We start from the raw sequence: 4,189 nt of genomic DNA, 5'->3' as shown, positions 1-4,189 counted from the left end.
CGTCACCGCAATCGGCGTTGCCCTCAAAAACAATATGGATTTATCTGTCTCAGTGGCGATGGGTTCGAGTTTATTAGTTGCACTTTTGATGGCACCTTTACTGGTATTAGTCGGTTATGCGATCGGTCAACCGATGGATCTAAACTTCAATCCGTTTGAAATTGTGGCTGTCGGCGTGGCGGTAATTGTAGCTAATCTGATCGCGCTAGACGGTCGATCGAATTGGCTCGAAGGGATCTTGTTGCTAGCAACGTATTTTATTTTAGCGGCGGCATTCTACTTTTTACCGATTTAAGTTTGAGTTAGCTTGGTTTGCACAGAGGAGAAAAAGTAAGAGTTAGGGATTTTAGAGATCTACTAGAGATAGTTAACAAGCCATTGTACCGAACTCAATCTTAGTTGCGGTTGCTAAGATTGTGTCACACCAACACAATTATGTCTAAACAAGCAACTTTATGATTACTTTCTCTAACCTTATTAAATTTGCTAGTATTGCAGGAGTATTAACAACTGCTTTAATTAATATTCCAAAAGCTCACGCTGCAAATCTAGTAGGCGTATTTGGAGATAGTTGTACAGGCTGCTACTTTAGTCTTAGTACTATCAATAATTTTTACAATAGTGGTTTAACGGTAAATGGAGAAGCAGTTTCTTCTAGTATTTTGACCGGAACATTGGATACTAATAATTTATCCAATCTCAATCTTTTGTGGATGGTTCAACCAGCTAACTCGTATACTAACAGTGAAATCCAATCGTTGAGCACATTTCTTGCTGGTGGTGGTCGCATTGCTTTTATGGGCGAACACGGCTCTATCTCTCCAGACGAAAATAACCGGATTACTACTGCAATCGCTAGTTTGGGTGGAAATATTTCGATCGACAATACCGTTGTCGATGGTTATTATCGTGATGCAAAGCGTTCAAACGGTCAAATCTTAGATAATCCGCTGACTGAGGGTGTGAATACATATAATTATGCAGCTTTTGCTCCGCTCAATATTAGCGGTTCTGCGATTGCTCTAATGAAAGGACAAGATAATCCATCCGACGTTATGATGGCATATCAAAATATTGGTGCTGGTAGTATTTTTGTGATTACAGACCAGAATGTTTGGGATAATGTTGGGATGAAATCCACAAATGATAACGCCCGTTTGTTTACAAATTTGTTAGGTGCTAATACAGGTGCGCCAACATCTGTCCCCGAACCGTTTACGATCGTCGGGACTCTCATTGGTGGTACCGTAGCTATGAGAATGAGAAAGAAGCTAGAAGTAATTAAGAAGTAGTAGATTGATTCGAGTGAATTAATGTTAGTTTGAACTTGTCTCGATCGGCGGCTTGCTCTGATTGCAGCCAATCTAATCGTTTTAGACAGTCGCTCGAATTGGTTTGCGTCTAGTTGCTGCCAAAATATTTTAGAAAGCTGTAGTTACAGATCGATCTATAGCTACAGCTTTTCTTTATCGATCGAGAGAAAAACAAGCCATTGTACTGAATCTAAACCTGGTCTGAGTTGATAGAATTGCGACAAATGTACGTACGCAAGTACCGCATTTGACTCAACAGTTCTTCCTACCACAAGACCGAGAGCATGCAGATAAAAACAAAAATAGGTGTGGCTTCCTTCTTTTCAACATTAGTAATGTTATCTGTTACAGGTAATGCTAATGCCACAGGATTAATTTTTAGCCCTGTCGGTGGGGTCATCAATAATGGTGGTTCCGGATATGGCAGCCTTGCAGATACTTACAACCAAAATGGTTTGGCTAGTAAATTTGTTAGTGGTGTCACGGACTTCGATAGTTATTTATCCCTAAATCCAACCCATACTTATGCCTATGCTGGTAATGAGTGGTTTAGCAATTTGGGTACTCAAAGTGCTACCGTCACTTACGATTTAGGCAGTGTCAAGAGTATCGATCGATTGGCTCTTTGGAATGAGGATGCATCGGGAATAGGTCGGCTCAATCTCGCTTATTCTACAGACAATATTACTTTTTCATCTCTAGCTGCTGGTTTAACTCCTTCTAACAACGCTCTCAATTCAGCGTATTCAGCAGATGTATTTGGTTTTGCAACTACCAATGCTAGGTACGTGAGGTTTGACGCATCGGAGTGTAGGCAATCTGTATTTGCAGCTTGTGCGATCGGAGAAGTATCTTTTTCGATTAGTACTTCTGCTTCGTCATTTCCTAACAGCTCTATTCCCAATACATCGATCGTGAATAGAGCGACGACAGCAGTCCCCGAACCATTGACGATCGCGGGTACTCTTTTCGGTGGCACCGCCGCATTGAGAATTAGAAAGAGACTCAAAGTTACTAACAAATTATAAATCGATACTAATTAATTTAGGATCGATCGACACAATAGACAGATCTGAAGATTTCCTGAAATATCTTTAGATCTGTCTATTTTTATGCATTAGTCTCACAGGCTTTTTGCTAGTGTAAATTAAATCGAGATCGGATTCGATCGGATCGATCGTGACTAAGCCATTTTACTTAATCAGAGTTTATTTAAAGTCGGTCGCAAACGGCATAGTAGGAATTATTACTGCAAATCGTAAATATCGTTGAATTAATGCGCCATTGTGCTGAATCGAAAATTTGTTTAAGTTGATAAATTTGTGTTTGTTATAACTTACAGGCCATGTATAAATAGCAAACACAATATGTTTGTGATGGTAATGGTCGAATGTTAAATCCATCACAAAAACTGAATTATTTGCACGATCGAGTAACTTCAGCTTCTAGATAATTCACAATATTTTGTTATTGGGTACTGTATTAAATTTCTTCACCAAATACCATATGAATACTTTGCCCAGCACTAAAGAATGTTCCACTATATCGACTAAATCTCACAAGAGGTTTCCCGTAAAATTTATCGGGCTTGCTGTGACTTCCTTAGCGATGAGTATGGCGATGACTGGAGTAGCTTCAGCCGCCGCAATTAGAACGGGATTTTCTAGTAATACTCTTGCTGCCAACGACGATCTTTCTACTGGTGCGGTAGCTCTTGGATTCACAGCCAATTTTTTTGGTACTAATTACACTCAAACTTATGTCAATAACAATGGCAACATAACTTTCAAGAACGCATCAGGTAGCACTACTCAAGCTTTGAATACTGCAACTACACCAACTATTGCACCATTCTTCGCAGATGTGGATACTAGGGGTATTGGTAATACTCCTGTTACTTACGGACAGGGGCTAGTTAACGGTCGCAACGCTTTTGCAGCCAATTATGTCAACGTCGGTTACTATTCTCAGGGGACGGACAAACTCAATAGTTTCCAGGTTGTCCTGATCGATCGTGCAGATACAGGTGCTGGCAACTTTGATATCGAATTTAACTACGACAAAATTCAGTGGGATCAAGGAGGTACAGCCCGTGTGGGGTACTCAAATGGTCTTGCTGGTACAGCGAATATATTGTCGTTTGAATTGCCAGGTTCTAATGTCAATGGGGCATTCTTAGATGGCGGTTCAAATTCTCTAGCGACAAGAACTATCAATACTAATGGTATTCTAGGTCGCGATATCTTCAGTGCCAGAAATGGTGCTGTTGCCATTGCATCATCCTCAACTCCGACTGCCTCTGTTCCCGAACCGTTTACGATCGTAGGGACTTTGATGGGTGCTGGTGCAGCATTGCGGCTGAGAAAAAGACTCAAAGTTACTAACAAACTGTAGATTTGTTTTAACTAATTAGGTTCGATCGAGACACCAGTTAAGTTTGAGGGTTTGAATTAATCCCATGACTTAGCTGGTGTTTTGGCTGATAATGTAAGTCAAGCTCCAAGTTAATTGACTCGTAAGGGTCGATCGTCCGACTATGCCCCAAACGCCAGAGATTGCTGTTGAATTCCGAGATGCTAGCTTTGAGATAGAGCAGAGGCAAATTCTAGCCCGCTTAAATCTGAGCATTTATCAAGGGGAAACGATCGTCTTATTGGGGCGTAGTGGTAGTGGGAAAACGACAACGCTAAAATTAATCAACCATCTCATCGCTCCAACCGCTGGCTCAGTATTGGTGGACGATCGATCGACGACTGAGTGGGATCCGATTAAACTGCGGCGGCGGATTGGCTATGCGATTCAGGATATCGGATTGTTTCCGCACTTTAATGTCAGTGAAAATATCGGACTGGTGCCATCCCTCGAACAGTGGCAAG

The 4,189-nt window shown here is 41.2% G+C and carries 4 protein-coding genes and 1 pseudogene; all 5 read left to right on the top strand.

The window, feature by feature from the left end; translation table 11 throughout:
- Window positions 1–295: pseudogene (locus RMO84_RS12325) on the top strand (cation transporter); the annotation flags it as partial.
- A gap of 160 nt (window positions 296–455) precedes the next feature.
- Complete coding sequence (locus RMO84_RS12320) at window positions 456–1,292, top strand: PEP-CTERM sorting domain-containing protein (RefSeq protein WP_310488747.1); 837 nt, start codon at window positions 456–458, stop codon at window positions 1,290–1,292.
- Window positions 1,293–1,597: 305 nt separating this feature from the next.
- On the top strand, window positions 1,598–2,341 hold the full coding sequence (locus RMO84_RS12315; RefSeq protein ID WP_310488746.1) for a discoidin domain-containing protein: 744 nt from the start codon (window positions 1,598–1,600) through the stop codon (window positions 2,339–2,341).
- A gap of 565 nt (window positions 2,342–2,906) precedes the next feature.
- Window positions 2,907–3,707 carry a nidogen-like domain-containing protein gene (locus tag RMO84_RS12310; protein WP_310488745.1) on the top strand — a complete coding sequence of 267 codons (801 nt, stop codon included), beginning with the start codon at window positions 2,907–2,909 and terminating at the stop codon, window positions 3,705–3,707.
- Window positions 3,708–3,849: 142 nt separating this feature from the next.
- Window positions 3,850–4,189, top strand: a 340-nt coding sequence (locus RMO84_RS12305) for an ATP-binding cassette domain-containing protein (protein WP_310488744.1), incomplete at its 3' end; no start/stop codon positions are given.

Source organism: Chamaesiphon sp. VAR_69_metabat_338 (assembly GCF_031423935.1).
Lineage (GTDB): Bacteria > Cyanobacteriota > Cyanobacteriia > Cyanobacteriales > Chamaesiphonaceae > Chamaesiphon.
Note: the sequence above shows the minus strand (reverse complement) of the source record. Positions and strands in the feature narration are given on the sequence as shown.

Bases quoted from the DNA above. Each gene is read 5' to 3' on its own strand.
- RMO84_RS12320 (WP_310488747.1), top strand. From the start codon at position 456: ATGATTACTTTCTCTAACCTTATTAAATTTGCTAGTATTGCAGGAGTA.
- RMO84_RS12315 (WP_310488746.1), top strand. From the start codon at position 1,598: ATGCAGATAAAAACAAAAATAGGTGTGGCTTCCTTCTTTTCAACATTA.